Source organism: Herbaspirillum rubrisubalbicans (assembly GCF_003719195.1).
In the GTDB taxonomy this organism is placed as follows: Bacteria; Pseudomonadota; Gammaproteobacteria; order Burkholderiales; family Burkholderiaceae_D; genus Herbaspirillum; species Herbaspirillum rubrisubalbicans.
In genome coordinates this window covers 5,103,489-5,129,034 of record NZ_CP024996.1, presented here as the reverse complement: position 1 = coordinate 5,129,034, position 25,546 = coordinate 5,103,489, and the positions used below count along the sequence as shown (strand labels likewise).

Here is a 25,546-nt window from a genome sequence, read left to right as displayed (position 1 = left end):
CCTGCGTTCAGGAGGCCGATAGCTGCGCCATCAAGCTGGGCAGGTCTGGCCCCAGTGAGGCGAGCAGTTGCGTCCATGCTTGCTGGTTTTGGGGCTGCGCCGGTGGCATGGCAAAGTCCCGCTGCGCCTGGGCCCAGCTCTGCACGGTACCGATGTCCCGGTGATAGGAAGTGTTGGCAAACGTGGCAATGTGACCAAGGTAGCGCGGAATGACTTCGGTGCTGAAGTCGATCTCGTGCCGGCCCAGACTCGCCAGCCAGGTCAGTACCTCAGGCTCCACGACATAGACGGCGGCATTGGCCAGATTGCCAGGGGGATTGGGCTGCTTTTCGTGGAAGACCTGCACTACGCCGCTGGTATCGAGCTCGACAATGCCGCAGGATTGGGGATCCGGGGTTTCGAAGAGCATCATGGTCAGGGCTGTGCCGTGGGGCCTGTTCCGATGGGTGCTCAGGAAATCGCGACAATCGAAGCGGGTCAGGTTATCGGCGTGGGCCAGCAGGAATGGCTGCTCGCCAAAGAATTGCCGGTGGGTCAGCGCCGTGCCGGCCGTGCCCAGCAATTGCGGTTCATGAACCAGCGTTACGCGGTCGCACCAGGTACTGGCGGCAATATAGCGCTCTACCAGATCGGCACGATAATGGGTGTTGATCAGGATATCCTCCACCCCTTGGCGCAGCAGCGTTTCGATCCAGTAGTCCAGCAATGGCCGACCTGCGATCGGGACCAGGCATTTGGGCAGGAAATCAGTCAGGGGACGCAGCCTGGTTCCCAGGCCGGCAGCCAGCAGAAGTGCGCGCATGGCAGAGTCAGTGGTCCATGCGGATCAGGCAGCGACCGGACATCGCACCGCTACGCATACGCTCGATGGCAACGTTGATGTCGTCCAGCTTGAAGTGTTCGGTAATGAGCGGCTTGAGCTGGATGAGGCCGGCGTCGAGCAGCTTGGTATAGCGTGGGATATCGACGTGCGGCACGGTCTCGCCGCCATGCGAGCCACTGATGGTCTTTTCGAAATGCAGCGGCAGCGAATAGATGCTGATATTGCGCCCCGCACGCGGTACGCCCACCAGTACCACTCGCCCCTGGGCCTTGGTCAGTTCATAGCCCATCTCGATGATGGGAGGCTGCCCGGTGTTGTCGATGAAGACGTCGATGCCCTGCTTGCCCATCAGCTCCACCAGCGCGGTCCTGGCGTCCACCTTGCTGGCATTGATCAGGTGCGTGGCACCGACCTGCTTGGCCAGCTCCAAGCGACCTTCGTGCAGATCCACTGCGATGATGGGATAGGCCGAGCGCAGCGAGGCTGCCTGGATGATGTTGAGGCCCACTCCGCCAGCACCGAAGACCACGACCGATTCACCCAGTCGGATATCGGCATTGTTCTCGGCCACGCCAAAACCGGTGGTGACGGCGCAGCCAAACAGCGCGGCCACATCCATGTCACTGGAGGGATCGATCCGGGTGACGCGGTTCTCCGAAACGATGGCGTACTCGTTGAAGGTGGCAATCAGGCCGGCGTTGAGGGTTTTGCCGCGCCAGGTGTACTTGGGGGGCAGCGACTCGATGCCCTGGCTCTTGCGCCAATGCAGTACCACATGGTCGCCTGGCTTGACGAAACGCACGCCGGGGCCCACTTCCTGCACGATGCCCGAGGCCTCGTGACCCAGCAGGTGTGGCAGGTATTTGTCCTCGCCTTTGGCGCCGTCGATTTCACCCAATTGCGAGCCGCAGACACCGCTCACGCCGATCTTCACCAGTACCTGGCCGACTTCCAGTTGCGGCGGCAATTCGACTTCGTCCACGATCAGGGGCTGTTGCAGTTGCGCCAGGATGGCGGCGCGCATGGTCTTGGGGATGCTCATGGGCTTTACTCGAAATAGATCAGGGAATGGTCGCCGGTGTAACCGGTCTGGCGGAACCACCAGTCCCACTCTTCGGGGGTGCAGAAGGCTTCGCAGGTGACTTGCCAGTACAGCAGGTTAGCCTTTTCGGTTTCGTTGCGATATGACTCGACGCAAACATACTTCTTCTTGCCGACCCGCTCCATCTCACGCAAGGCCTTGTCGAGATCGTAGTTGTGCAGGTTGTGCAGCGTGGTGATGGAAAAGACGAAATCGAAATATTGATCCGGGAACGGCAGGCTGGTGGCGCTGCCCAGTTGCAGGCGGTCGCGGATCTCTTCCTTGGCGTGTTCCAGTGCGTAGGATGAGATATCGATACCATGGATCTCCAGGCCAGGCACCAGCAGCGACATTTCGTAAAGCAGGAAACCCTTGCCGCAGCCGACATCGAGCACCTTGTCGCCGGCCTTGAGGCCATAGTGGTCGATCATGGCCTGCGCCACCGGTGCCCAACGGCCCGGCATGTAACGGTAGCCGCCATAGCAGATGCGACGGTCGCCGTCCCAGTAGTCAACGCCCCATTGCTTGGCCAGTTCGGCCGCCTTGGGCTTGGGGAACTCGGGATCGTTCACGCGCGCCAGGTAGTCGCGCTGGGTGCTTTTGTGAACGGAACTGAGGAAATCGATATAGGCCATGTCTTATACCAGTCTGGATTGGAAAAATTGGCGTGCCTTGTCAAGCTGGCTTCGCTTGCGCTGGGTCACAGAGATCGAGGCGTCGGCAAACTGCCGACGGCGCGCTGCCTCGGGCAGGAATTCATTGAGCATGATGCAGCACCATTTGGCCTGCATGACCGGCAATAGCAAGCTGGCGCGTTCGCGCAAGGCGGCTGCATGATCGGACCAGGCCAGTGCCTGTGCGGCAAATGCGTCAAACTCACTGGCCGGTACCGGGACGGCAGGCTGGCAGAAGAAGTCACCGATCATCTTGGCCGGATCGTCCCAGCCGGCATATTCAAAATCGATGAAGCACAACGTGCCGTCCGGCTTGAGCAGGGCATTGTGAAAGCCGAAGTCCGAGGGGGAGAGGCAACGATCGGCCACCGATAGCGCCGGCAGCCCGCTTGCGGCCAGTCGCCCGCGATGCTGCTGCCAGACTGCCGCGATATCGGCAATGAGCACGCCTGCTTCGGTGGCCAGCGCATCGTCGGGCGTGATGGCCTGCAGACGCGCGATGCGGCGATCTACGGTGGTGAGATGTTGCGTCAGGTCGAAGCAGGCCTCTGACGCCGCTGGCAGGCTGCTGCCGTCACGGGGCGCGGCATTGAGCGCTTGCAGGAAGCTGGCCGCCGCCAGAATGTGGGCAGACTGCAGCTGTGCGGCATCGATCTTTACGCCGTCGATGAATTCGTACAGCCCCACGCGCTGTCCTTGATCGCAGGCAAGGGCGCGCGGCACGCAGCGCAGCCCTAGCGCGCTGGCGTAGCGCAGGAAACCATATTCCGCACCCAAGCGGTCGCGGGTATCGGCGCTATCGCTGAAATAGGCCTTGGCCAGATAACGTCCGGTGGCCGTATCGACGGCATAGACGCGGTTGTTGCCACCGCCGCCGATGGCCGTCAGTGTCAGGCCGCGGGCATCCAGCCCGGCCTGCATCAGCAAGCCTGAGAGGGTGGCGTCCAACCCGGCGTTCACCATCTGCCCTCGAAGAAGGCCTGGATCTCGGCCCATCCTGTTAGCCGGGTAAGATCCGGCGCGGCAGCATGGTTGTTTTCGGGATCGAACAACAGGCGGGTGGTCTGCGGCGGGAAACCAGGCAGACGCAAAATCTCGGGCAGGTCGTCGATGAAGTAATCGCACTGGCACTCTGCGATGCGGGCGATCTTGGCTTCTTTGGTCGGTTCGAAATACACCGCCTGCAGCGCATCGCTACCCGTGGCCGCACGCAGCGTGGCATCAATCCAGCCAGTGGCGGCCGCGTGCAGATCGTATTGCGGTCCCTTGAAGGGGTGGCGCGTCTTGTGGCTCACGATCAGCAGTTCGGCCCCTTGAGCATGGGCGTGGCGGATGAATTCGAAGACGCCCGGATAGGCTTGGGCCTCGCCCATGCGCGCCCCATAGACATAGCCTTGCATTTCGGTGAAGGCGGCATCGTTGCCGGCCTCGCGCAGGTAGTCGCGCACCGCCACCTTGGACACCGGCAGACTGGCCGGTACCAGCCCCTGTTCGCTGGCGACCTTGTGGAACAGCGAGTCGTAGGTGACGATGGTGTTATCGAAATCCAGACCGATGCGCATTTCAGCCCGCCGCTTTCCGGTACGCAGCCTCCACCTTGGCAGCAATGTTGTCGGCAGTCAGACCATACTTGGCACGGGCGTATTCCTGCGAGCCGATTTCGTGCATGAAGCTGTCTTCCACGCCGAAGCCCAGCAGGCGTCCCTTCATCGGCTCCTGCTGTGCCAGCCATTCTGCGATGGCACCGCCGAGGCCGCCGATACGGCTGTGCTCTTCCACGACCGCCACCACTGCGTACCCGGCAAAGGCCTGTTGCAAGTTCGCTTCATCGAGCGGTTTGACGGTATGGAAACTCTCGACGCGCGCCGAGATGCCGCGCGCCTGCAACAATTCGGCGGCGGCCATCACGGTCGGCAGCAAGGTGCCGGCGCCGATCAGGCAGACATCGTCACCGGCGCGCACGTTGATGGCGCGGCCGATCTCGAAGTGCTCATCTTTCTTGGGAACGATCTGCTCCCCCTTCTTGCCGATGCGAATATAGACCGGACCGTTGAGCTTGAGGGCGGCGCGCAGGCACTGGCGCAGCTCGACCTCGTCGGCCGGCGCCAGCACCGTCATGTTGGGCAGCACGCGCATGATGGCCAGGTCTTCGCAGGAATGATGGGTCGGGCCGAGTTCGGCATACGACAGGCCCGAGCCGGTGCCCACGATGATTACCGGCACGTTGTGATAGCAGGCGTCCACCCGGATCTGTTCGAAGCAGCGGGTGGTGGTGAACGGGGTGATGGTATAGATCACCGGGCGCAAGCCGGACAGCGCCATGCCGGCCGCCACTCCCATCATGTTGGCTTCGGCGATGCCGCAGTTGAGGAAGCGCCCGGTATTGGCCGCCTTGAACTTGTCGAACAGCTTGTTGCCGATATCGCCCGACAGCAGTACCACGCGTGGGTCGCTGCTGCCCAGTTTGGTGATTTCGTCTGCAAACGCGTTTCTCATGCCTGTACTCCCAGTTCCTGATAGGCGGCGGCCACTTCGTCTGCGTTGGGAATCCGGTAGTGCCAGTTGTTGTCATCTTCCATGAAGGAGACACCCTTGCCCTTGATGGTATGCGCTACCACGGCGATGGGTTTGCTGTCGGCGGCGCGCGGACGTCCCATGAGCTCGACCAGTGTGCTCATGTCGTGGCCATCGATTTCGGTAGCGTCCCAGCCGAAGGCGCGCCACTTGTCCACCAGGGGATTCAAGGCCAGCACCTCTTCGCTGCGACCGGTGGCTTGCCATTTGTTGAAATCGACCAGCACCATCAGGTTGCCCACGCGTTGGGCTGCTGCCATCATGGCCGCCTCCCATACGGAGCCTTCGTTGCATTCGCCATCGCCGAGCAGCACCGTGACGTCATAGCGCCGTTGCTGAATGCGCCCGGCCAGTGCCATGCCCAGGCCGATCGGCAGGCCATGTCCGAGCGAGCCGGTCGCCGCCTCGATGCCGGGCAGATGGTCGGGCGTCGGCGGGTGTTCGGCGAAGATGCCGCCATCCTTGCCATAGTCATCCAGCAGGGACTGGGGGTAGAAGCCACGCAGCGCCAATACCTGGAACAGGGCCGCAGCACCGTGGCCCTTGCTGAGGATGAAGCGGTCGCGTAACGGGTCAGCCGGCTGCGAGGGATCAATGCGCAGCGTGCTGAAATAGGCGGCGGTGAGGATGTCCACGCAGGAAAGGCAGGAGCCCAGGTGCGGGGTCTGCGTGCGGTGGGCGTTGTCGATGATGCGGCCACGCAACTGGCTGGCGATGGTCTTCAACGAGGTGATGTCTGGAGCCATAAGGATCTATCCAAAAGCAATGCCCGTTTTCTCAAACGGGCAGCAAAAACGATGTGGCATTTGCCGTGGCTGCAACTGAAGGGCGATCAGGGCTATCAGGGCTTATGGACGTAATTCCATTCCATGGCCTTCATCGCGTCCAGGTTCTGCTGCACCCAGTTGACGCATTCATCCAGTCCTTCGTCGAGCGAGATCTTCACGCTCCAGTCCAAGGTCTGGCGCAACTTGCTACTGTCGAGCATGTAGGCGGCATCCTTGCCCAGGCGTTCGCCGACGATCTCGACGTTGGCGGAAAAATCCACTCCCAGCTTGGCGCAGATGCGCTCGACCAGCTCGCGCACACTGACGATTTCGTCGGTGGAGATATGGTAGGTCTGGCCATTGACGCCACGGCTTGCGATGGCATGGGTCGCGCTGGAGACATCACGCATGTGGATGAAGGAGCGACGTGACAGACCGCCGCCGTGCAATTGCAGTTTCTTGCCGGTCAGTACCGACAGGATGGTGCGCGGAATGATGCGGTACAACTGTTGGCCCGGGCCGTAGACGTTGGCGGCCCGGGTGAAGACCACCGGGAAACCGTAGGCCTCGAAATAGGTCTTCAGGCTCATGTCCGCCGCCGCTCGCGACACCGCATAGGGTGTGCTGGGGTTGAAGGGCGTGTCTTCCTTGATGAAACCGTCGGTGCTGCCATAGACCTCGGGCGTGGTGATGTGCACGTACTTGTCCAGGAAGTCGCACTGGCGCAGCACTTCATGCAGGCGGATGGTGGCCATCACATTGGTTTCGAACCAGTGCTCCGGGTTCTTCCAGCTTTCAGCCACCATGCTCTGGGCGGCGAAGTTGACCACGCAGGCGGGCTTTTCGCGATGGATCAACTCGGTGAGGGCCGCCAGATCCTTGTTCAGGTCATAGGGGTAGAACTTGAACGCGGCCTGATGCTCCGACCAGCGATAGGGCAGGAAGGCCTGGTGCGGCTCCTGCGAGCGGCTCGCGCCGATGACGTCATGACCCTGGCGCAGCAGGTAATCGACGAAGCTGGCACCGGAGAAAGAGTTGCTGCCGATGACGAGATATTTTTCCGACATGTTCATTCCACTGCGGGTTTGTTTTCGTAGAGCCACTGCATGACCATATGCCCCACGATCACCTGCATGTCTTCGGCGATCTGCATGTCGTCCACGGCAAAGTGGATGGGGATGTCGCACAGAGCCTTGGCCTTGCCACCACTGTAGCCGAGGATGGCGCAGGAGATCACATCCATTTTCCTGGCCTGTTCCAGCGCGCGCAGGATGTTGGCCGAGTTGCCGCTGCCCGAGAGCGCGATGAGCAAATCCCCCGGCTGTGCCTGTACGGCCAGTTGTTCCGAGTAGATGTGGTCGTAACCGATGTCGTTGGCCAGGCAGGTCAGCACGGCGGCGTTGGCCGACAGTGCCGAGACCCGCATACCGCCGCCGGTACGCTTGGCGATGCCATAAAGGAAATCGTTGGCCAGGTGGATGGCATTGCCGGCACTGCCGCCATTGCCGCACAAGAATACCTGGCGGCCCTGCAGCCAGCATTGCTGCATGTGCTGGGCCAGTCGGCCCACGCCGCTCCAATCCGAACCCGCCAGCACCGCCTGCAGGCGGGCAGCGTAGTCCTGAAAGGCGGTCACCGACAACTGCGCGGAGCTCATGCGGCCTTGGGAGCCAGCACGGTCTGCTCCATCCACTTCAGGTTGTAGTAACGGTCTTCATCCTTGAGCACGCCGCTCTGGAATTTCTCGATGATTTCGGTGATGGCAGTCTCGACCGACTTGGAGGGCTTGAAACCGGTGGCCAGCAGCTTGTCGGAGTTCACGCGGTAGGAGCGCGGGTCGTTGGATTCGGTGACCACGATATCCACCGGAATATGCTTGGCCACCATCTTGGCGATGTCCAGGATGGAGATGTTCTCGAAACCGGCGTTGTAGACACCGGTGATTTCCGGGTGATCGATCAGGTGCAGGTAGACGTCGGTGATGTCGTCGATATGGATATTGGGGCGCACCTGGGTGCCGCCGAATACAGTGATCTTGCCCTTGGCCAAGGCCTGCATGGTCAGCAGATTGACCGATACGTCCAGGCGCATACGCGGTGAGTAACCGCACACGGTGGCCGGGCGCACGATCTGCACGATCATGCGGTCCTTGTAGCTCAGTAGCACCGGCTCGGAGACCATCTTGGTCTTGTTGTATTCGGAAATGGGCTTCAGTTCCAGGTCTTCGGTGACCTGCAGTTCTTCCTTGACGCCATAGACGCTGCCCGAAGATGCGTAGATGAATTGCTTGACGCCCTTGCGCACGGCCTTGTCGGCCAGTTGCATCGTGGCCAGTGCACTGACTTCCCAGGTCAGCTTGGGATCGAGATCGCCACAAGGATCGTTGGCCACCGAGGACAGGTGAATGATGGTGTCCACGCCATCCAGGTTGATCTGGTCGATGTTGCGCACATCGCCGGCGGTCACGGTCAGGTTGGGGTGCGGCGCCAGGTAGTTGCCGAACCACATGATGTCCAGCACATGCACCTTGTAGCCGCGTGCCAGCAGTTTGGGGACGAGAACGCTGCCTTTGTAGCCGCAGCCGCCAGTGACCAGAATATTCATATCTACGCGTGATTCCCTAATATTGAAGACTTGCAGCCTGGATTGTGCTGCGCTCGCCATTGCTGATGCGGTCGGAATGTTCAGAGGCATCTGCATCCACCCCGATCGCTTGCATTAGCACGGATGTTGCTTGGGTGAAATGTCACAGAGAGTCTTGCCCATGCTTGCATCTTGACAGCTTGGGCCGGCCGATGACGGCCACATTAGCGATGCAACTTGCCCCTTATTTCTCGCATGGGCAGCGTTGCCGGAACGCCAACGCGCAGGTGTGCCAGCCCGCACTGATGTGTTCATCTACGGAAAGAAAAGGCAAAACTTGAATTGCCGCCGGGGGGAGTAGGTGCCGACGACCAGTCCTGCTCAGAAGAAGGGACTCGGCCGGTCGCGCCGGTATTCCGGGTCGCAACGGCGCAGCAGGTCGTGGCGCAAGGCGTAGAAACGGTCGAGGTAGGCCTGGTCGGTCGAATGCAGGTAGGCGGTCTTGAGCGCATCCAGCATCACCATCTCATCGCGGCAGGGATAGAACATGGGGTCGCCGAAGCGCATGGCCGCAATGTTCAGATTATTCACCTGCAGTTCAGGCATGAGCGCCATCACCAGCGAACCAATGCGCTCCATGATGAAAACCTTCATCTGGACCGTACTTTTGCCGTAGTCGGTGACCTCGTTGAGCTTGCGCGCCAGGGGCGTGGCATTGGCTTCGGCCAGCGCGAACATGTGCTCGTTGATGGCAAACCATTTGTCCCAGAACACCGGCTTGGCGATGATGTAATTGCAATAGGCGGTGGTGCGGAAATCGTTGACCAGCGATTGCAGATTGACCTCCAGCCCGATGTCGGCCATCAGTGCCTGCGCCACCTGCACGATGCCGGGATGGCGTCGCGCACCCTGTTCGAACACACTCAGGTAGGCCGAGGCGTCCGACATCGAGGGCGAGAAGGTGTAGACATCCGCACCAGGCCGGCTATCCATGAAGTCGCGCACCTGCTGCGCGTTCATCCGGGTCTTGTCGAAGAACAGCGGGGAGAGGAAGCCGTAGTAATGGTCCTCGTTGAGCGAGTTGTTCAGGAAGTAGTTGCGGATGCCCCAGTATTCCCGCCAATCGGGCCGGGGGTTGCCGGTGATCTCAAGCGGGGTGAAGCCGGGGTCGAGCATACGGCGGCTGGCTTCGTCATAGTGGATCTGCAGGATGTGCTTGTTCATGGTCTTCAGGCTTTCAGGCAGCGACTATAGACCTCGTTGTAATGCACCGCCTTGGCGGCCAGGTCGAAACCTTCGCGCACTTCCTGCTGGCCGGCTGCAGCCAGGGCGTGGCGTTTCTCGGGCGACTCGATCAGTTGCGTGATGGCGTCCAGCCATGCCTGGCTGGAATTGGGCATGAGCAGGCCGGTGACATCATGGGTGACGACCTGGTTGTAGACCGAGACATCGCTGAAGATCGAAGCGATGCCGGCGGCCGAGTAATCGAGCCACTTGATGTAGCTCTTGCATTGATTGTATTGGTCGCTGGCCAGCGGGATGAGTGCAATATCCCAGTTCCACTGGCGCAGTTGGGCGGCGTAGTCCACGTACTGATGCACGAAGGTATGGAAGGTGGTCAGCGGATGGCCGGCCCAGCCCTGCGGGCATTCCCAGCCAACGAAGTCGATGTGCAGGCGCGCGCCGTAGCGCTCCACCAGGGCGCGCAGAGCCTGATCGACCAGCGCGAAGTTGGAGGGCTGGATCGAGGAGCCCAGCAGGCCGATGTTGATGCGGCCATCCGGGTTCTGGTGCTGCGGCACCGGGCGGTAGAACAAGTCGAAGTCGATGTAGTTGGGCAGCACGTGGACCTGGGCATTGAGTTCGCGGTACTTGGCTGCCAGGAATTCGGTGGAGACCACTACCGCCTTGGCGTGCTTGACCGAGAATTCGATGCCGCTCTTCCAGGCCGCGCCCTGCTGGGCCTCCGGGTGGTCGGCCGGAATGTCGTTGAGCAGGTCGTCGGACTCATAGATGATGGGGATGCTGGAACTGAAGATGGTGCGCAGCACATCCAGCGACATCAGTCCCGGGGTGTAGCGATGCAGCAGGATCAGGTCGGCGTCGGCCAGGTAGTCGCTTTGCAGCTTGCCGTTCTGGATCCCCCAGACCAGCTCCCATTCATCCTTGAGGTGCGCGAAGGGCCGGATCAGGCGGATCTGCGGGCAGGGGCTCCAGGTCGATTCGACCGAATACACCACCAGTCGCTTCTTGCGCTTGGCAGCTGCGGCAGCAGGTGCAGCAAGAGGCGCCGCCGCAGTCGTCATCGCTGCGGCGGGAGCATTGAAGCGACGCTGGCTGGCCAGGATGAAATCGTCGAGCTGGCGCGCCAACTGATCACGGCGGGCAGCAAAGGTGGCGTCGGGCACCAGCGGCAATTCCAATAGGGGCACGCCGGCATCGGCCAGGTCGGCCCGCCAGGCCAGCGGGAACTCGCCCGCCCGCGCGGTTTGGCCGGGTTGGAGCTGATAGCGCACCACGTTGAGGGCCGATAGCGGATTGCCGTCTACGCTGCCGGCATAGATCACGATGGGATTACGCCCAGCGGCCAGGTGGGCATTGATCAGTTCCTGCGTCAGGCGCGGCGTGCGCAGGGCAGTACTGCCTTCATCGGTCACATAGGCTTCTTCCCCCCACAGGTTCAACGCATGGCACAGCCGGTGCAGCAGCAGGGCTTCTTCCGTGTGGGTGGCGTAGGCGGGAGCGAAGATGTAATACGGGGAGTGAAGCCGGGCGAACAAATCTGGTCTCATATGCTACTCGGTGGTCTGTCTCTGGGGTCTCGATGATCTGCGCAAGTGACAGCGCCGCGTCGTCTTGCTCCCGGCCGTGCGGCTCTTGCCGCACTGTCTGCACGGCCGGCCTTATGCAATCGGGGCAGTATAGCAGCGCCCTTTTTGGCGGAATGAGCTGAATTGGCGGCAAAGAGGGTGACAAATCCTCGAATGAACGGGTCGCCAGGACGCTGCAAAAAGCCAAATTGGCGCCGATAAACCGCCCAGACCCACGGTTGTTCCCAATGGCAAAGCCGGTAACATAGGCATCTTTGGTGAAAACCTTGCTTTCATTGCAATGTTTTCCTGGCTCACGGAACATCAATCAGCTAGGGGTAGAAATTGAAAGTCGTCATTCTCGCCGGCGGCCTGGGTACGCGGCTTGGGGAAGAAACCGATGTGCGCCCGAAACCCATGGTGGAGATCGGCGGCAAGCCCATCCTGTGGCACATCATGAAGGGTTATTCACAGCACGGCTTCAATGAATTCGTGATCCTGCTGGGCTACAAGGGTTACCTGATCAAGGAATTCTTCGCCAATTATTTCCTGCACCAGGGCGATGTCACCATCGATCTGGCTGACAACCGGGTGGAGGTCCACCGCAACAAGTCCGAGCCTTGGAAGGTCACTCTGGTGGAGACCGGCCTGCACACCCAGACCGGTGGTCGGCTGTTGGCCGCGCGTGACTATCTCAAGGAAGACGATTTCATGCTGACCTACGGGGATGGCGTCTCCGATGTCGATGTGAGCGCACTGGTGGCCCACCACCAAGCTCATCCGCAGACCCTGGTGACCATGACCACGGTGCAGCCTGAAGCGCGTTTCGGCATGGTGCAGACCGATGAGGCCGGCTTCATTCGCGATTTCCGCGAAAAGCCGCCCGGTGACCTGGGCTGGATCAACGGTGGCTTCATGGTCTGCCGCCAGGGCGTGTTCGACTATCTGCAGGATGGCGAAGCCACCATCTTCGAGCGCGCACCGCTGGAACAGATCGCCGGCGATGGCAGGCTGCTGAACTGGCCGCATCACGGCTTCTGGAAATGCATGGATACCCTGCGCGACAAGATCCAGCTCAACCAGATGTGGGAGCAGGGCCAGGCACGATGGAAGACCTGGAACTGAGGCCGCCGTCGCAGCGTCGGGAGCGCAGATGAACCTGCAGATCATGCCAACCGGCATCGACGGGGCGGTGCTGATATCGAGCCGGCGTCGGGGCGACGCGCGTGGCAGTTTCGCGCGCTGGTTCTGCGAGGAAGAGTTGGCACCGGTACTGGGCACCAGTCACATCGTGCAGATCAATCATTCCTTTACCGAAGAAGTCGGTAGCGTGCGCGGAATGCATTTCCAGTACGCGCCCATGGCAGAGAAGAAATTGATCCGCTGCCTGGCCGGACGTGTCTTCGATGTAGTGCTGGACCTGCGCGCCGGCTCGCCCACCTTCCTGCAATGGCGCGGTATCGAGCTGGCTGCCGGGGATGACCGCGCGCTGCTGATCCCGGAGGGCTGCGCGCACGGCTTCCAGGTGCTGCAAGGCGGTGCCGCGCTGCTGTACCTGCATACTGCTCCCTATGCACCGCACGCCGAAGGCGGCGTGCGCCATGATGATCCGCGCGTGGCCATCGCCTGGCCGCTGCCGCCGTGCAACCTGTCGCCGCGCGACCTCCAGCATCCCTTGCTGGCTCCCGATTTCGATGGAATCAAGCTATGAAATGCCGCCACTGCCAGACTGAACTGCATGACACCTTCATCGACCTGGGCTTCTCGCCGCCCTCCAACGCCTATCTCAAGGCCGAGGATCTGCGCCGCCCTGAGACTACCTATCCGCTCAAGGTGATGGTGTGCCGCCAATGCTGGCTGGTGCAGACCGAGGATTACACGCATTACGACCAGCTCTTTGCCAACGACTACGCTTATTTCTCCTCGACTTCCAGCACCTGGTTGCAACATGCCGCGCGCTATGTGGACATGATTGCCGCACGTCTGGCCTTGGGCAGCCAATCCCTGGTTGTGGAACTGGCGGCCAATGACGGTTACCTGCTGCAATACGTGCAGCAGAAGGGGATACCCTGCCTGGGGGTGGAGCCCACCACCAGCACGGCCAATGCGGCGCGTGCCAAGGGCATTCCCATCGTCGAGGAATTCTTCGGTGTGGCGCTGGGCCAGCGCCTGCGCGCCAGCCACGGCGCGGCCGATTTGATCGCGGCCAATAACGTGCTGGCCCACGTGCCGGACATCAATGATTTCGTCGGCGGCATGACCGCCCTGCTGGCACCGCAAGGTACCGTCACGGTGGAATGCCCGCACCTGTTGAACCTGATCGAACAATCGCAGTTCGATACCATTTACCACGAGCATTTTTCCTACCTCTCGCTGGTGGCCGTGCAGCGCGTGATGCAGGCCCAGGGGCTGCGCGTGTATGACGTGGAGGCATTGCCGACCCATGGCGGCAGCCTGCGCATCTACGCCTGTCACGCCGATGCGGCCATCGCCACCACGCCAGCGGTAGCGGCCATGCTGGCGCGCGAGCGTGACTTCGGGCTGGAGCGCATCGAGGGCTATGCCGGTTTCCAGGCGCGTGCCGAAGAGATCAAGCTGCAGTTGCTGTCCTTCCTGCTGGAACAGAAACGCGCCGGCAAGAAGGTGCTGGCCTATGGGGCGGCGGCCAAGGGCAATACGCTGCTCAATTATTCGGGTGTGCATCCCGACCTGTTGCCCATGGTCGCCGATGCCGCTCTTTCCAAGCAGGGAAAATACATGCCAGGCAGCCATATCCCCATTGTTTCGCCGCAGCGCCTGCTGGAGGAAAAGCCGGACGTAGTGCTGATCCTGCCCTGGAACATCAAGGATGAAGTCGCCCAGCAACTGGCGCAGATCCGTACCTGGGGCGCTCGCTTTGCCATCGCCGTGCCGCAGTTGCAGGTTTGGTGAGGGGGCTACGATGAACATCCATCTCTTGCAGATCGTTTCCCCTGGCGGTTCGGCCGCTCCCGGTTTCCTGCCAGTGCTCGGCACCACGCCGGGGGCCTGGGGCGATCTGGAGGCCATGCGTCGTTTCTTCCGCGAACAGGACATCGATACGGCCTCCTGCTACGGCTTCGTCGGAACGGATTTCCTGAATCAGACCGGACTGGATGCGGCAGGCCTGCGCGCGTTGATCCAGTCTCATCCCGAAGTCCATGCCTGGACCTTCTTCCCCACGCCGCTGGAGGCTTGCGGCAACCTCAACCTGCTGCTGCAGGGGGAGCGCATGTTGAGCGGGTTCGCCCGTACGGCGCAGGATTTCCTGCAATCTCTGGGTCTGCAACTGGACCCCGCTCACTTCTTGCCGCAGTGGCAGAACAATGTGCCCAATGGCTTCATCGTGGCCAAGCCGGCTTTCTGGCAGACCTGGTTCGATCTGGCTGAACGCCTGCATCTGGCTGCCGAGCAAGCGGATAGCCCGTTGCGCGTAGCGCTGCAAGCCCAGGCCGCGTCAGGCGCGACCGCCAAGTCCCTGCTGGCCGAGCGCCTGGCTTCGCTGGTGCTGGCGCTGGATCAACAATTACAGGTCTGGCATTGCCCGAGCACGCTGATGCCGGCGGCCAAGGCCCTGCCTGCCGCAGACATGGCCGAACTCGATGCCTTGCGCTCGGCCTATGCCGCCAGCGGCGAGGCGGTCGACTTGCAGCGTTTCGAGGCCCACAGCGCGCACCTGCGTCAAGCGCGGCGCCTGCCATCATCGCCGCCCAGCGCCGCGGCGGTGGCCACTGAGCGGCTGCGCTCGGTCTCGCAGCTCGGCGGTGCCCTGACTTTGGCGCAAGTGCCCGATACGGCAGCCACCCAGGCCGCGCGCGGCGAACTGGTGTTCGGTTGTATGACCCACGTACCACTGCCGGTGAAGTTTCCCGATTACGTTCTGCCCATCTATCTCGGCCAGGCCCAGCATGAGGGGGCGCTCAACCTGCGCGATCTGGCCCCGCAGTGGGTGCCGTATCACCCCATCGTGGCCGGCATGTTGGGTAACTTCGCCTTGCGCAATCTGATCCTGCGTGACTATCCCAAGGTCAAGCGTGTGGGCGTGTGCTTGTATCGCAAGTTCGTTTCGCGCGAGCGCATCAGTGGCGTACCGGCTGAGGACAACTGGATGATGGATGTGGTGTCGGACAAGGAATTGGCCCGGCAGTCCCTGGAACAGATGCTGGAACCGGGCAGCCAGGACTTCCTGGTCGGCAAGACCTGCGGCTTCAACGTCGGCGGTCAGAGCGCCGGCTATCTGTCGCACTACGCGGTCTCGCACCATGCCGAAGACCTGCTGCGCTATGCCGCTGCCGCGACCGAACTGGGGGTGTTCGGCCGCAGTGAGGCCGAACTGTTCTTCAATGAAAAGACCTTCTTCATGGGCGGCATCGAGATGGGGGTGTTCCCGGCCGATTTCTGGCTGCGCACAGTCGAACAGATCGAGGCCGTCACCTGGTATTGCGTGCAGCATTACGAGACCCGCCGCGAGGGGTACCAATCCCGTGCCTGGGCCTTTTGTGCCGAGCGCCTGGGGAGTTACCTGCTTCTGCGTGAATTGCGTAGCCGTTATGGCGACCCCGGCTACATGCGCTTCTTCGGCCAGTTGAACCTGCTTACCCGCGGCGACCAGACCAAGTACGTACCTAGTCACTGAGCCTCCGGCATCAGGCCTCGTATGGGCGTCAATCAGGCAGCAGACGCCCCTGGTCGAGCTGGTAGTGCGCGATGATCTGCTGCAGGCAAGCCAGTGCGTCCTCATCCCAGGCGGGCAGGGTCAGGCCGAAGCTGCGCTCCAGCTTGCTGCAATCCAGGCGCGAGTTCAGCGGGCGTTCGGGTGGCGTGGGGTAGGAGGAAGTCGGCACCGGCGTGATCTGCTCCAGCCCCTTGAGCTTGAGCGTGACACCGCGTGCCATCAGTTCGCTTGCGATCAATGAGGCATAGCCATGCCAGGAAGTCGCACCAGCGGCGGTGAGATGATAGATGCCGCTGGTGGCCGCCACTTTCTCGCGTCCGCCACCGGCTCCGGCCAACATCCGACAGCAGACTGCCGCGATGGTAGAAGCCCAGGTGGGCGCGCCAAACTGGTCGCCGACGATGGTATAGCTTTCTTTCTGTTGTGCCAGGCGGATGGCGGTCTTCATGAAATTGTTGCCAGCCAGGTTGTAGACCCAACTGGTCCGCAGAATCCAGTACGCCGCGCCACTGGCGGCAATGGCCAGCTCTCCCTCGCGCTTGGTCGCACCGTACACGTTGAGCGGGTTGGTCGGCATGTCTTCTGTGTAGCGTCCGTCATGGCGGCCGTCGAACACGTAGTCGGTCGAAAAATGCACCAGTGCCGCCCCCAATCGCGCGGCTTCTTCGGCCAGCACGGCGGGGGCCTCGGCATTGAGGCGACGCGCCAGTTCTGGTTCGGATTCGGCTTTGACCACGGCGGTGTAGGCTGCCGGGTGCAGGATCAGATCGGGTTGGGCGTGGCGCACAGCCGCACGCAGGGCGTCCAGGTCCGCCAGGTCGAGTTGCGCGCGCGTGGGGGCGATCACCTCGACGCCGGCCGGCATGGCACGCAAGCGCCGCAGCAATTCTCCCCCGATCTGGCCGCTGGCGCCGGTGAGCAGGATACGCGTGGATTTCATGATCCGGCTTTCATCAACGTGGGCGAGTTCATGGTGTCTCGAATACCTCAGCATTGAGGAAAGGCGTGCCGTGTTTATCCTTCTCCGACATGATCGGTTCGCCCTGCAATTGCCAGTCGATCGCCAGAGCCGGGTCGTTCCACAGGATGCAGCGTTCGTACTCGGGCATCCAGTAGTCAGTCGTCTTGTAGAGAAACTCGGTGTCGTCTTCCAAGACCGAGAATCCATGCGCAAAGCCTGGCGGGATCCACATTTGTCGTTTGTTCTCTTCGCTCAGGATCGAACTGAACCACTGGCCAAAGGTCGGTGAAGTGCGGCGGATGTCGAGTACCACGTCCAGCACCGCGCCACGTACCACGCGCACCAGCTTGCCTTGCGGGTGACGGATCTGGTAGTGCAGTCCACGCAGTACGCCACGCGCGGAACGGGAATGATTGTCCTGGACGAAGTGCACATCCATACCCGTCTGATCGCGAAAGACGCGTTCGTTGAAGCTTTCGTAAAAGAAGCCGCGGCTGTCCCCGAAGACACGAGGTTCAATCTGCAGTACGCCGTCCAAGGGAGTGGTTTTAACCAGCATAGGGTAAGGGAGCAAATACAGGAGGGTTCATGGGCCAACTGCCTCAGTAACTATTGTCGTTGAGTAATTGGATTAAATACTTGCCATAGGCATTTTTTTTCAACGGCACAGCCAGCTGTTCCAACTGGGCCGCGTCGATGTAGCCCCGCCGATAGGCAATTTCTTCCGGGCAGGCTACCTTGAGTCCCTGGCGCTTCTCGATGGTGGCGATGAATTGCCCTGCATCCAGCAGTGATTCATGGGTTCCTGTGTCGAGCCAGGCAATGCCGCGCCCCATCAATTCCACTTGCAGTTGCCCGCGCTCCAGATAGGCGCGGTTGACGTCGGTAATCTCCAGTTCGCCGCGTGCCGAAGGCTTGATCTCGCGGGCGATGTCAATGACCTGGTTGTCGTAGAAATACAGGCCCGTCACGGCGAAATTGGATTTGGGCTGGAGCGGCTTTTCTTCAATGCCGATCACGCGGCGCTGGCTATCGAATTCGACCACGCCGTAACGCTCGGGATCCTGGACATGGTAGGCGAAGATGGTGGCACCCTCCAGCCGTGCATTAGCCTGGCGCATGGGAAGTTCCAGATCGCGACCGTAGAAGATGTTGTCGCCCAGAATCAGCGCCGAGGGATCAGCGCCGATGAAGTCGCGGCCGATCAGGAAGGCTTGCGCCAGGCCATCGGGCGAAGGCTGTACCGCATAGCTGATGTTGAGCCCCCACTGTTGGCCATCGCCCAGCAACTCGGCAAACCGCGGTGTGTCTTGCGGTGTGGAGATGAGCAGGATGTCGCGAATGCCCGCCAGCATCAGACTCGACAGCGGGTAATACACCATCGGCTTGTCGTAGATGGGCATGAGCTGTTTCGATACCACGGTGGTAGCTGGATACAACCTGGTGCCGGAGCCGCCGGCCAGGATGATGCCTTTGCGCCGGCTTGCTTGCGATGCCGCTGTCATCTCAATGTTCTCCTTGGATTATCGCCATATTGTTGCCGTGGCCAGTCATTATTGGTGAGGCGGGCAGTGCCCTGTCTGGTAGCCACGGTGTGGGACAAATCAGGACTTGAACCCATTGGGATTCATTTGCTGCCAGCGCCAGGAGTCGGCGCACATGGCATCCAGCCCGCGCTTGGCTTCCCAGCCCAGCTTGCGTCGCGCCTCGGCAGGGTCGGCATAGCAGGAGGCAATGTCGCCCGGACGGCGCGCCGCGATGGTGTAGGGGATGGCTTTGCCGGCCGCCTTTTCGTAGGCATTGACCACATCCAGCACACTGTAGCCGATGCCGGTGCCAAGATTGACGGCAAAGCATTCAGGTGCGGTCAGCGCCTGTAGTGCGGCGACGTGGCCGATAGCCAGGTCCACTACGTGGATGAAATCACGCACGCCAGTACCGTCGGGTGTGGCATAGTCGCCGCCCCAGATGCTGAGTCGTTCGCGGCGTCCCACCGCAACCTGGGCGACATAGGGCATGAGATTGTTGGGGATGCCGCTTGGATCTTCGCCGATCAGGCCGCTCTCGTGGGCACCGACCGGGTTGAAGTAGCGCAGCAGGGCGATCTTCCAGTCGGGATGGGCGCGGTAGTAGTCGCGCAGCATGTCCTCGATGATGATCTTGCTGCGGCCATAGGGGTTGCTGGCCGACAGCGGGTGCGATTCGGTCAGTGGCAGATACTGCGGGTCGCCATACACCGTGGCCGACGAGGAGAAGACAAAGGTCTTCACCCCGGCCGCTTCCATCGCCTCCAGCAGACGCACCGTGCCGACCACGTTGTTGTCGTAATACTTCAGCGGCTGTTCGACCGATTCACCGACCGCCTTGAGACCGGCGAAATGGATCACGGCCTCGCATTTGAATTCACGCAGCACGCTCTCCAACTGATCGCGATTGCGGATGTCTCCCTTGACCAGCGATAGCGAGCGACCAGTGATCTGCTGCACCCGCTTCACCGATTCCGGGCTGCTGTTGCAGAAGTTGTCGAAGACGATCACCTCGTGGCCTGCATTGAGCAGTTCCACGCAGGTATGAGAACCGATGTAGCCGGCACCGCCAGTAACTAGGATGTTCATATCAGATTCGCTTGGTAAGTTGGCAACAGCGCGATTATGTCAGACTCTGGTAAAAGTGAATCTGCTCTTCGCTCAGTGCGCGCAAATCTTCATTGTTGAGGTGGCCGGCATACCACTGCGCGGTCAGCTCCAGCGCCGCGCTCAGTTCCATTCGAGGTTCCCAGCCCAGGCGCTGGCGTGCCTTGGAGATGTCCAGGCGCAGCAGATGGGCTTCGTGCGGAGCGTTTGCCTGGGGTTCTAGCACTACTCGTGCCGGCGCGACCTGATGCTGTTGCAGTGCCTGGTTGAAGGTGGTGCAGAGCTGGCCGACCGTTTTCGGGTCGGTTTCGGCGGGGCCGAAGTTCCAGCCTTCCGCATATTGGCTGCCGTGTTCGTAGAGCAACTGTGCGATCTGCAGATATCCCGATAGCGGCTCCAGAACGAATTGCCAGGGACGTACCGCAGTGGGGTTGCGAATGCTGACCGGGGCATCTTTTTCCAGGGCGCGAATGAAATCGGGAATCAGCCGATCGGCGGCAAAGTCACCGCCGCCGATGACATTGCCGGCCCGCACGCTGGCAATGCCGACCTGCTCGTTGCCAGCTTTGCCAAAGAAGGAGCGCCGATACGCCGCGGTCACCAGTTCGGCCACGCCCTTGCTGCTGCTGTAAGGGTCATGACCACCCATGGGCTCGTCTTCACGATAGCCCCACAGCCATTCACGGTTTTCATAGCATTTGTCGCTGGTGACCACGACCACTGAGCGCACGCTGGGGGTTTGGCGCACCGCCTCCAGCACATGTACGGTGCCCATCACATTGGTGGCGTAGGTATCGACGGGCGTGAGATAGGAGTCGCGCACCAGTGCCTGGGCCGCCAGATGAAAGACCACATCGGCTTGCGCTGCGGCCATGCTCTGCGCCAGGTGCAGTGGATCACGTACGTCGCCCGTGGTGGTGTGCAGGCAATTGTGCAGGCGGGCGAGATGGAACAGGCTGGGGTTGGTCGGTGCCGGCAGGGAATAGCCGCTGACCCTGGCGCCCATCATGTGCAGCCACAGGCTTAGCCAGCCACCCTTGAAACCGGTATGCCCGGTAATGAAAACGCGCTTGCCGCGCCAGAAGTTCGACATCATGCAGCCTCGGATACGGGTTGGCGGGGTGACGATCATGAGATTAGAGCACGCGTGACAAGCTAGGCAAGCGAGGATCAGGCAGGGGTTTTTATTCCTTTCATGCAATTGCAGCTTGGCGCGGCAATGCCACCGTCCGCCAGAGTCCATCGGGCTCACTTTTCCAAGAAGCTTGCGCTGTACTGCAACATATGAAGGAAAAAGCGAGCTTGGTCGTCTGACAACTCCCATTTTCCTGACAAAATGTCAGTCCAGTCTGTGGACGATTGCGAGCGTCTGGCAATTTGCTCTAAATCATTGAATTTGTGGGATATTTCACTAGCGTCTGAGAGCTTTTTTGATTAAATTGAGCGCTGTTTCAAAAACCGGGCTCATTTCCGGGCTTTTGTGCGCGTTATTCCTGCATATTCCTGCGGGATACGCAAAACTGAATAAAAGAACAGTCAGGCGATGCCCTTGCGTGGTGAAAAAAGGCTAGCCAGGGAAGAGAAATGGCGCCATCTATTTTTGTTGCGCCGCAAAAAATTGAAGTGGCTGCTTATTTGCCACAACTCACCGCGAAGTGCCCCAGATAAGCCCCTGATCTGGCAGCAAAAGGTTTGACTTACCAGAAAACGAACCTTTATAATCGCCGGGCTTTTAAGATGCCGTCTGCTCGTAAAGAGTGCGGCGCACGCACGATATTGGATAGATATGCTGCGCATCATTCTCATGCAGCTCGTAACCACGGTCGTCGCTGCCCTGGTGGCGGGTATGTTGGGCGGAGTTTCGGCGCTTTGGTCCGCATTGCTGGGGGGAGTCTGCTGTGTCGTCCCCAACGCCCTGTTTGCCCTGCGACTTCACGTCAGTGCACAGAAACCCGGTGGTACCAACCCGATGACGTTTTTCTTCGGGGAATTTATCAAGATTGCTACGACTTTTGCGCTCATGGGCGCGATCGTTTGGTTGTACCACGGTGTTCATTGGCTCGCATTTGTGCTGAGCTTCATCGTGGTGCTTAAGAGTTATTTCATTTTACTGTTTAGACACCGACCATGACCGTAGAAGCCGCAGAGCACGCGCTGACAGCCTCTGAATATATCGTCCACCACCTCGGACACTTCTCCACCCATCATCAGACCAAGATCGTCGATTTCTCCATCCTCAACGTGGACACCATCTTCTGGTCCGTGTTCTGTGGTGTGGTGGGCTGCCTGTTCATGTTCCTGGCCGCCCGCAAGGCGACCTCGGGTGTGCCGGGCCGTTTCCAGGCCTTCGTCGAGATGGTCGTGGAAATGGTGGAAGACCAGTCCAAGGCCATCGTCCACGGTGACCGCACCTTCATCGCTCCGGTGGCCCTGACCGTGTTCGTCTGGGTGGCCCTGATGAACTCGCTGGACTTCCTGCCGGTGGACCTGGCTTCCAGCATCCTGGGCGTGTTCGGCCTGGGTGAAATGCATCATCGTATCGTTCCCACCGCCGACCTCAACGGCACCCTGGGCATCGCCCTGGGCGTGCTGGCCCTGATGCTGTACTACAGCGTCAAGATCAAGGGCGCCGGCGGCTTCATCCATGAACTGTTTGCAGCACCTTTCGGCATCTGGCTGGCGCCGTTCAACCTGCTGCTGAACATCATCGAATTCGCCGCCAAGACCGTCTCCCTGGGGATGCGACTGTTCGGCAACATGTATGCAGGCGAACTGTTGTTCCTGCTGATCGCATTGCTGGGATCGACCGCGACCGCATTCGGCTTCATCGGCCATGTGATCGCCGGTTCTATCTGGGCAATTTTCCACATCCTGATCGTGTTGCTCCAAGCATTCATCTTCATGATGTTGACACTGGTTTACCTGGGCCAGGCGCACGAAGCGCACTAACACAAGGCTTGCAGTACCTGTTTTTCAGTTTGTTTTTTTGGTTTTGTATTTAATTAACTTTTCTTAAGGAATTGTCATGACTGATGTCTCTTTCGTTGCTCTGGCTTGCGGTTTGATCATTGGCCTGGGTGCTATCGGCGCTTGTATCGGTATCGCGATCATGGGCGGTAAGTACCTCGAAGCATCCGCACGTCAGCCTGAACTGATGAACACCCTGCAAACCAAGATGTTCCTGCTGGCTGGCCTGATCGACGCCGCCTTCCTGATCGGCGTTGGTATCGCCATGCTGTTCGCCTTCGCAAATCCGTTCATCGCCAAGTAATTCGCGCTTCATAGCCGATTCTCATCTGCCGGACGATTGGTTCCGGCACTCGTTATTCTGAGAAGGAAATTACCGTGAACTTAAATGCAACATTGATTGCACAGTTCGTGGTCTTCTTCATCCTCGCCGGCTTCACGATGAAATTCGTGTGGCCGCCGTTGATTAAGGCGCTCGACGAACGCGCCAAGAAGATTGCGGACGGGCTGGCAGCCGCTGACCGCGGTCGCGCCGATCTGGCCGCCGCCGAAAAGCGCATCCAGGGCGAACTGGCATCGGCACGTGATGAAGGCCAGAAGCGTATCGGCGAAGCCGAGAAGCGCGCTCAGCTGATCATCGAAGAAGCCAAGAAGACGGCTGCTGAAGAAGCTGCCCGCATCATCGCCAACGCCCGTGCAGACGCTCAACAGCAAGTGAACCAGGCGCGTGAAGAACTGCGCGGCCAGGTTGCGACGCTCGCCGTCAAGGGCGCGGAACAGATCCTCAAGCGCGAAGTGAATGCGGCGGCTCATGCCGACTTGCTGAATCAACTGAAGACAGAGCTGTAATATGGCCGAACTCGCAACGATCGCTCGTCCTTACGCCGAAGCCTTGTTCCGTGTGGCCAAGGCAGGCAGCCTGGCAGCCTGGTCCGATCTCATCGACGAGATGGCCCAGGTGGCAGCGCATCCCGAGGTGCAGGCCCTGGCGCAGAATCCTTCCGTAACGCACGACAAGCTGGCTGAAGTGTTTGCCGCCGCCGTGAAGACCCCGTTGTCCGTCGAGGCGACCAATTTCGTCAAGACGCTGGTGGACAACGGCCGCCTGGTGCTGCTGCCGCAGATCGCCGAACAATTCCACGTGCTCAAGAACACGGCGGAAGGTTCGGCCGATGCCAACATCGTGAGCGCCTTTGAGCTCAGCGATGCCCAGGTCAAGGATGTGGTCTCGGCACTGGAGAAGAAGTTCGGCCGCAAGCTGAACCCCTCCGTGACGGTCGACAGCAGCCTCATCGGCGGTGTGCGCGTCGTGGTCGGCGACGAAGTGTTCGATACCTCCGTGCGCGCGAAGCTGCAGCAGCTGCAAGCTGCTCTGGCCGCGTAAGTGCCTCTGGCTGGCTAAGCGAAAGAACAATTTTTAGGAGTTAGTATGCAACTCAACGCATCTGAAATCAGCGAGCTGATCAAGAGCCGGATCCAAGGCCTTGGCGATACCGCTGAGATTCGCAATCAGGGCACGGTCATCTCCGTGTCCGACGGTATCTGCCGTATCCATGGTCTGTCCGACGTGATGCAAGGTGAGATGCTGGAATTCCCGGGCAACACCTTCGGCCTGGCGCTGAACCTGGAGCGTGACTCGGTGGGCGCCGTTATCCTGGGCGAGTACGAACACATTTCCGAAGGCGACCTGGTCAAGTGCACCGGCCGCATCCTGGAAGTGCCCATCGGTCCCGAACTGAAGGGCCGCGTGGTCAACGCACTGGGCCAGCCGATCGACGGCAAGGGTCCGATCAACGCCAAGCTGACCGCCCCGATCGAAAAGATCGCTCCGGGCGTGATCGCCCGTCAGTCCGTGTCGCAGCCGATGCAGACCGGCCTGAAGTCGATCGACTCCATGGTGCCCGTCGGCCGTGGCCAGCGCGAGCTGATCATCGGTGACCGCCAGACCGGCAAGACCGCCGTTGCGATCGACGCCATCATCAATCAAAAGGGTCAGAACATGACCTGCATCTACGTTGCGATCGGCCAGAAGGCTTCGTCGGTCAAGAACGTGGTGCGCGCACTGGAAGCGCACGGCGCGATGGAATACACCATCGTCGTGGCAGCGACCGCCTCCGAATCGGCAGCGATGCAATACGTGTCGGCCTACTCGGGTTGCGCCATGGGCGAATACTTCCGCGATCGCGGTCAAGACGCCCTGATCGTCTATGACGACCTGTCCAAGCAAGCCGTGGCCTACCGTCAGGTCTCGCTGCTGCTGCGCCGTCCGCCGGGCCGTGAAGCCTATCCTGGCGACGTGTTCTACCTGCACAGCCGCCTCTTGGAACGTGCTGCCCGCGTGAACGCCGACTACGTCGAGAAGTTCACCAACGGCGAAGTCAAGGGCCAGACCGGTTCCCTGACCGCACTGCCGATCATCGAAACCCAGGCAGGTGACGTGTCGGCCTTCGTTCCGACCAACGTGATCTCGATCACCGACGGCCAGATCTTCCTGGAAACTTCGCTGTTCAACGCCGGTATCCGTCCTGCGATCAACGCCGGTATCTCGGTGTCGCGCGTCGGTGGCGCTGCCCAGACCAAGGTCATCAAGGGCCTGTCCGGCGGTATCCGTACCGACCTGGCACAGTACCGTGAGTTGGCGGCCTTCGCGCAGTTCGCTTCTGACCTGGACGAAGCCACTCGCAAGCAGCTGGACCGCGGTGCGCGCGTGACCGAACTGCTGAAGCAGGCTCAGTACACCCCGCAATCGATCTCGATCATGGCCGTCACCCTGTTCGCCGTCAACAAGGGCTACATGGACGACGTCGAAGTGAAGAAGATCCTGGCCTTCGAGTCGGCTCTGCACAACTTCATGAAGACCAGCCACGCTGAGCTGTTGAAGAAGATCGAAGACACCAAGCAACTGGATAAGGATGCTGAGGCAGCCCTGGCAGCCGCCATCGCTGACTTCAAGAAATCCGGCGCGTACTAATTCTTACTG

At 60.7% G+C, this 25,546-nt stretch carries 27 protein-coding genes; 10 read left to right on the top strand and 17 right to left on the bottom strand.

All coding sequences use genetic code 11. The features are described from left to right. Positions 1-7: 7 nt before the first annotated feature. The 12 genes from RC54_RS22870 to RC54_RS22815 form a co-directional block, all read right to left on the bottom strand. Positions 8-802, bottom strand: coding sequence for a nucleotidyltransferase family protein (locus tag RC54_RS22870; protein WP_058897067.1), 795 nt, complete (start codon positions 800-802; stop codon positions 8-10). A gap of 7 nt (positions 803-809) precedes the next feature. Next, positions 810-1,865 (bottom strand): zinc-binding dehydrogenase, encoded by a 1,056-nt coding sequence (locus RC54_RS22865; RefSeq protein WP_058897066.1) that lies wholly within the window; start codon positions 1,863-1,865, stop codon positions 810-812. Positions 1,866-1,870: 5 nt separating this feature from the next. Further along, positions 1,871-2,539 carry a class I SAM-dependent methyltransferase gene (locus RC54_RS22860; protein ID WP_058897065.1) on the bottom strand — a complete coding sequence of 223 codons (669 nt, stop codon included), beginning with the start codon at positions 2,537-2,539 and terminating at the stop codon, positions 1,871-1,873. A 3-nt stretch (positions 2,540-2,542) separates the two neighbouring features. Then, a complete protein-coding gene (locus tag RC54_RS22855) occupies positions 2,543-3,541 on the bottom strand; it encodes an aminoglycoside phosphotransferase family protein (RefSeq protein WP_058897064.1) in 999 nt (332 codons plus the stop codon). Continuing rightward, the gene (locus RC54_RS22850) at positions 3,535-4,140 is read right to left on the bottom strand and encodes an HAD family hydrolase (protein ID WP_061789390.1); all 606 of its coding nucleotides are present in this window, start codon (positions 4,138-4,140) and stop codon (positions 3,535-3,537) included. Before RC54_RS22850 ends, RC54_RS22855 begins: the two co-directional genes overlap by 7 nt. 1 nt (position 4,141) lies before the next feature. Next, a complete protein-coding gene (locus RC54_RS22845; protein ID WP_017454923.1) occupies positions 4,142-5,074 on the bottom strand; it encodes a transketolase family protein in 933 nt (310 codons plus the stop codon). Next, positions 5,071-5,898, bottom strand: coding sequence for a transketolase (locus RC54_RS22840; protein ID WP_044530483.1), 828 nt, complete (start codon positions 5,896-5,898; stop codon positions 5,071-5,073). Before RC54_RS22840 ends, RC54_RS22845 begins: the two co-directional genes overlap by 4 nt. A gap of 95 nt (positions 5,899-5,993) precedes the next feature. Further along, positions 5,994-6,986, bottom strand: coding sequence for a GDP-mannose 4,6-dehydratase (locus RC54_RS22835; protein WP_082803093.1), 993 nt, complete (start codon positions 6,984-6,986; stop codon positions 5,994-5,996). A gap of 2 nt (positions 6,987-6,988) precedes the next feature. Further along, positions 6,989-7,576, bottom strand: coding sequence for an SIS domain-containing protein (locus RC54_RS22830; protein ID WP_017449831.1), 588 nt, complete (start codon positions 7,574-7,576; stop codon positions 6,989-6,991). Next, the gene (locus RC54_RS22825) at positions 7,573-8,523 is read right to left on the bottom strand and encodes an NAD-dependent epimerase/dehydratase family protein (protein WP_017449830.1); all 951 of its coding nucleotides are present in this window, start codon (positions 8,521-8,523) and stop codon (positions 7,573-7,575) included. Before RC54_RS22825 ends, RC54_RS22830 begins: the two co-directional genes overlap by 4 nt. A 360-nt stretch (positions 8,524-8,883) precedes the next feature. Next, the gene (locus RC54_RS22820) at positions 8,884-9,726 is read right to left on the bottom strand and encodes a hypothetical protein (RefSeq protein WP_058897059.1); all 843 of its coding nucleotides are present in this window, start codon (positions 9,724-9,726) and stop codon (positions 8,884-8,886) included. Positions 9,727-9,731: 5 nt separating this feature from the next. Then, positions 9,732-11,294, bottom strand: coding sequence for a glycosyltransferase family 4 protein (locus tag RC54_RS22815; RefSeq protein ID WP_244216404.1), 1,563 nt, complete (start codon positions 11,292-11,294; stop codon positions 9,732-9,734). A 363-nt stretch (positions 11,295-11,657) separates the two neighbouring features. Between RC54_RS22815 and rfbF the strand changes: the two genes are divergently transcribed. From rfbF to RC54_RS22795, 4 genes are read left to right on the top strand one after another with little or no spacing between them, the layout of a single operon-like run. Beyond that, on the top strand, positions 11,658-12,437 hold the full coding sequence (gene rfbF / locus RC54_RS22810) for a glucose-1-phosphate cytidylyltransferase (RefSeq protein ID WP_061789393.1): 780 nt from the start codon (positions 11,658-11,660) through the stop codon (positions 12,435-12,437). A 28-nt stretch (positions 12,438-12,465) separates the two neighbouring features. Next, entirely contained in the window at positions 12,466-13,023 is a 558-nt protein-coding gene (locus RC54_RS22805; protein WP_058897055.1) for a dTDP-4-dehydrorhamnose 3,5-epimerase family protein, read from the top strand. Beyond that, a complete protein-coding gene (locus RC54_RS22800) occupies positions 13,020-14,243 on the top strand; it encodes a class I SAM-dependent methyltransferase (RefSeq protein ID WP_061789394.1) in 1,224 nt (407 codons plus the stop codon). Before RC54_RS22805 ends, RC54_RS22800 begins: the two co-directional genes overlap by 4 nt. Before the next feature lie 10 nt (positions 14,244-14,253). Continuing rightward, positions 14,254-15,966: a hypothetical protein gene (locus RC54_RS22795; protein WP_058897053.1), complete on the top strand. Its 1,713-nt coding sequence runs from the start codon at positions 14,254-14,256 to the stop codon at positions 15,964-15,966. 28 nt (positions 15,967-15,994) lie between these two features. Here the strand turns inward: RC54_RS22795 and rfbD are convergent, their stop codons facing one another. The 5 genes from rfbD to rfbG all read right to left on the bottom strand — a co-directional run bounded on the left by rfbD (position 15,995) and on the right by rfbG (position 20,692). Further along, complete coding sequence (gene rfbD / locus RC54_RS22790; protein WP_061789395.1) at positions 15,995-16,945, bottom strand: dTDP-4-dehydrorhamnose reductase; 951 nt, start codon at positions 16,943-16,945, stop codon at positions 15,995-15,997. Positions 16,946-16,973: 28 nt separating this feature from the next. After that, positions 16,974-17,525: a dTDP-4-dehydrorhamnose 3,5-epimerase gene (rfbC, locus tag RC54_RS22785; RefSeq protein WP_061789396.1), complete on the bottom strand. Its 552-nt coding sequence runs from the start codon at positions 17,523-17,525 to the stop codon at positions 16,974-16,976. A 43-nt stretch (positions 17,526-17,568) separates the two neighbouring features. Continuing rightward, positions 17,569-18,471 (bottom strand): glucose-1-phosphate thymidylyltransferase RfbA, encoded by a 903-nt coding sequence (gene rfbA / locus RC54_RS22780; protein ID WP_061789397.1) that lies wholly within the window; start codon positions 18,469-18,471, stop codon positions 17,569-17,571. A 99-nt stretch (positions 18,472-18,570) separates the two neighbouring features. After that, positions 18,571-19,581, bottom strand: a complete 1,011-nt coding sequence (gene galE, locus RC54_RS22775; protein WP_061789398.1) for a UDP-glucose 4-epimerase GalE — start codon at positions 19,579-19,581, stop codon at positions 18,571-18,573. Between the two features lie 34 nt (positions 19,582-19,615). Beyond that, positions 19,616-20,692 (bottom strand): CDP-glucose 4,6-dehydratase, encoded by a 1,077-nt coding sequence (rfbG, locus tag RC54_RS22770; protein WP_174526092.1) that lies wholly within the window; start codon positions 20,690-20,692, stop codon positions 19,616-19,618. 693 nt (positions 20,693-21,385) lie between these two features. On the opposite strand from rfbG, the gene RC54_RS22765 reads away from it, so the two are divergent. The 6 genes from RC54_RS22765 to atpA all read left to right on the top strand — a co-directional run bounded on the left by RC54_RS22765 (position 21,386) and on the right by atpA (position 25,537). Then, positions 21,386-21,730 carry an ATP synthase subunit I gene (locus RC54_RS22765; RefSeq protein ID WP_044528640.1) on the top strand — a complete coding sequence of 115 codons (345 nt, stop codon included), beginning with the start codon at positions 21,386-21,388 and terminating at the stop codon, positions 21,728-21,730. After that, positions 21,727-22,548: a F0F1 ATP synthase subunit A gene (gene atpB / locus RC54_RS22760; RefSeq protein WP_044528639.1), complete on the top strand. Its 822-nt coding sequence runs from the start codon at positions 21,727-21,729 to the stop codon at positions 22,546-22,548. Before RC54_RS22765 ends, atpB begins: the two co-directional genes overlap by 4 nt. A gap of 76 nt (positions 22,549-22,624) precedes the next feature. Beyond that, the gene (gene atpE, locus RC54_RS22755; RefSeq protein WP_006461334.1) at positions 22,625-22,870 is read left to right on the top strand and encodes a F0F1 ATP synthase subunit C; all 246 of its coding nucleotides are present in this window, start codon (positions 22,625-22,627) and stop codon (positions 22,868-22,870) included. A gap of 74 nt (positions 22,871-22,944) precedes the next feature. Beyond that, positions 22,945-23,415 (top strand): F0F1 ATP synthase subunit B, encoded by a 471-nt coding sequence (locus tag RC54_RS22750; protein WP_008332985.1) that lies wholly within the window; start codon positions 22,945-22,947, stop codon positions 23,413-23,415. Position 23,416: 1 nt separating this feature from the next. Continuing rightward, positions 23,417-23,950, top strand: a complete 534-nt coding sequence (locus RC54_RS22745) for a F0F1 ATP synthase subunit delta (protein ID WP_017449814.1) — start codon at positions 23,417-23,419, stop codon at positions 23,948-23,950. Between the two features lie 45 nt (positions 23,951-23,995). Beyond that, positions 23,996-25,537 carry a F0F1 ATP synthase subunit alpha gene (atpA, locus tag RC54_RS22740; RefSeq protein WP_008332982.1) on the top strand — a complete coding sequence of 514 codons (1,542 nt, stop codon included), beginning with the start codon at positions 23,996-23,998 and terminating at the stop codon, positions 25,535-25,537. Positions 25,538-25,546: the final 9 nt, after the last annotated feature.

Excerpts from the sequence above, each read along its gene's own strand:
- RC54_RS22860 (WP_058897065.1), bottom strand. The coding sequence starts at position 2,539 with ATGGCCTATATCGATTTCCTCAGTTCCGTTCACAAAAGCACCCAGCGC.
- RC54_RS22820 (WP_058897059.1), bottom strand. The coding sequence starts at position 9,726 with ATGAACAAGCACATCCTGCAGATCCACTATGACGAAGCCAGCCGCCGT.
- galE (WP_061789398.1), bottom strand. The coding sequence starts at position 19,581 with ATGAACATCCTAGTTACTGGCGGTGCCGGCTACATCGGTTCTCATACC.
- RC54_RS22865 (WP_058897066.1), bottom strand. The coding sequence starts at position 1,865 with ATGAGCATCCCCAAGACCATGCGCGCCGCCATCCTGGCGCAACTGCAA.
- RC54_RS22805 (WP_058897055.1), top strand. The coding sequence starts at position 12,466 with ATGAACCTGCAGATCATGCCAACCGGCATCGACGGGGCGGTGCTGATA.
- RC54_RS22795 (WP_058897053.1), top strand. The coding sequence starts at position 14,254 with ATGAACATCCATCTCTTGCAGATCGTTTCCCCTGGCGGTTCGGCCGCT.
- rfbG (WP_174526092.1), bottom strand. The coding sequence starts at position 20,692 with ATGTCGAACTTCTGGCGCGGCAAGCGCGTTTTCATTACCGGGCATACC.
- RC54_RS22855 (WP_058897064.1), bottom strand. The coding sequence starts at position 3,541 with ATGGTGAACGCCGGGTTGGACGCCACCCTCTCAGGCTTGCTGATGCAG.
- RC54_RS22815 (WP_244216404.1), bottom strand. The coding sequence starts at position 11,294 with ATGAGACCAGATTTGTTCGCCCGGCTTCACTCCCCGTATTACATCTTC.
- RC54_RS22745 (WP_017449814.1), top strand. The coding sequence starts at position 23,417 with ATGGCCGAACTCGCAACGATCGCTCGTCCTTACGCCGAAGCCTTGTTC.
- atpA (WP_008332982.1), top strand. The coding sequence starts at position 23,996 with ATGCAACTCAACGCATCTGAAATCAGCGAGCTGATCAAGAGCCGGATC.
- RC54_RS22870 (WP_058897067.1), bottom strand. The coding sequence starts at position 802 with ATGCGCGCACTTCTGCTGGCTGCCGGCCTGGGAACCAGGCTGCGTCCC.
- rfbA (WP_061789397.1), bottom strand. The coding sequence starts at position 18,471 with ATGACAGCGGCATCGCAAGCAAGCCGGCGCAAAGGCATCATCCTGGCC.
- rfbD (WP_061789395.1), bottom strand. The coding sequence starts at position 16,945 with ATGAAATCCACGCGTATCCTGCTCACCGGCGCCAGCGGCCAGATCGGG.
- RC54_RS22845 (WP_017454923.1), bottom strand. The coding sequence starts at position 5,074 with ATGAGAAACGCGTTTGCAGACGAAATCACCAAACTGGGCAGCAGCGAC.
- atpB (WP_044528639.1), top strand. The coding sequence starts at position 21,727 with ATGACCGTAGAAGCCGCAGAGCACGCGCTGACAGCCTCTGAATATATC.
- RC54_RS22850 (WP_061789390.1), bottom strand. The coding sequence starts at position 4,140 with ATGCGCATCGGTCTGGATTTCGATAACACCATCGTCACCTACGACTCG.
- atpE (WP_006461334.1), top strand. The coding sequence starts at position 22,625 with ATGACTGATGTCTCTTTCGTTGCTCTGGCTTGCGGTTTGATCATTGGC.
- RC54_RS22840 (WP_044530483.1), bottom strand. The coding sequence starts at position 5,898 with ATGGCTCCAGACATCACCTCGTTGAAGACCATCGCCAGCCAGTTGCGT.
- RC54_RS22765 (WP_044528640.1), top strand. The coding sequence starts at position 21,386 with ATGCTGCGCATCATTCTCATGCAGCTCGTAACCACGGTCGTCGCTGCC.
- RC54_RS22835 (WP_082803093.1), bottom strand. The coding sequence starts at position 6,986 with ATGTCGGAAAAATATCTCGTCATCGGCAGCAACTCTTTCTCCGGTGCC.
- RC54_RS22830 (WP_017449831.1), bottom strand. The coding sequence starts at position 7,576 with ATGAGCTCCGCGCAGTTGTCGGTGACCGCCTTTCAGGACTACGCTGCC.
- rfbC (WP_061789396.1), bottom strand. The coding sequence starts at position 17,525 with ATGCTGGTTAAAACCACTCCCTTGGACGGCGTACTGCAGATTGAACCT.
- RC54_RS22825 (WP_017449830.1), bottom strand. The coding sequence starts at position 8,523 with ATGAATATTCTGGTCACTGGCGGCTGCGGCTACAAAGGCAGCGTTCTC.
- RC54_RS22800 (WP_061789394.1), top strand. The coding sequence starts at position 13,020 with ATGAAATGCCGCCACTGCCAGACTGAACTGCATGACACCTTCATCGAC.